Raw genomic sequence first — 1,237 nt, 5'->3', positions numbered from 1 at the left:
ATAACCATGTATAAAAGTAGTACCTCGATGATGACTTTCTCAAAACGTTTGCTTAACTTTACAGCGGAAGTCAATATGGCCTCCTTGCATATGCCCGTATATTGGTCGAGTGCTTCTGAAATTTTCTTCATAACTAAGTAATGTAAGAGACTACTAAGTTACTGAGAGTCAGGCACTTGACCAAATTTTATTGGTTATATGTCGTTAATGCAACTCATTGAATTTTAGACGATTAAATGTATAATTAACTAAGTATTGATAAAAGCATGCGGAAGAAAATATCGCAACTGTTAGATTATTTTATAAAGATTGTAACCTCTCTTATTTGTGTAGGTTTTGTTTTGGGTGGACTGCTATTCTTGTATTCTGAGTGCTTTGAAGAAACAAGTCTTAATTATAAGGACTATTACAAAAAGCCTAAGAATGATGAAGATATAAAAGTTCATGAATCCCATTATGACTTTACGACTCTTGCAGAATCTATCACGCAAGATTGTAACTCGGATTATGAGAAAATTAGAGCAATCTACAAGTGGTTGTGTGATAACATAGAATATGACACCGATTATAGAATTTATCATGCAGACGAGTGTTATGACGAGAGGAAAGGTGTTTGTTTAGCCTATTGTGAATTGTTCTATTATCTTGCGAAGGCAGTAGGCGTAAAATCAGAAATCATATCAGGTAATTCGCGTGATAGTGAGGGCCATTTCAGTGAGGAAGGGCATGCCTGGATTTTTGCTTACACACGGAAGAACCATGGCATTTTGATGGATCCCACATGGGGCGCAGGAAGTGTTGATAGTAGAAATTTTACACGGAGTAAGAATTGTTGGCATTGGTTCAATGTTGATCCAAGATGGATGATTCTTCGTCACTATCCTAAGGAAGAAGAATATCAACTTCTTGACGACCCCATATCAATTGATGAATTCAAATCATTATCTGTCATTGATGAAGCATACTTAGATTATGAGTTAGATGTCAAAGATGCTTATGAAGCAGCAATGAATCATACCTCGAATTTCCCCAAATTCTATAGTTCGGGAATAAGTATACTAGCATTAGAAGATTATCCAAGAACAAACCCTCTTCAAATTGGAGAGTTTTATGAGTTTAGAATCAAACTTCATCAGAACGAAAGATTTACGATTATCAATGACACCTCAAATCCGCAACTACGCGCCTAATATGATACAGAAGCGAAAATAATCTGCATCGTTAGTAAAAAGGGGGC

The 1,237-nt window shown here is 35.9% G+C and carries 1 protein-coding gene; it reads left to right on the top strand.

All coding sequences use genetic code 11. The features are described from left to right. Positions 1-266: 266 nt before the first annotated feature. On the top strand, positions 267-1,190 hold the full coding sequence (locus I6E40_RS10575) for a transglutaminase-like domain-containing protein (protein WP_235387224.1): 924 nt from the start codon (positions 267-269) through the stop codon (positions 1,188-1,190). Positions 1,191-1,237 lie beyond the last annotated feature (47 nt).

This window comes from Prevotellamassilia timonensis (assembly GCF_021531665.1).
Taxonomy (GTDB): Bacteria; Bacteroidota; Bacteroidia; order Bacteroidales; family Bacteroidaceae; genus Alloprevotella.
This window is presented reverse-complemented; position numbering and strand designations above follow the sequence as displayed.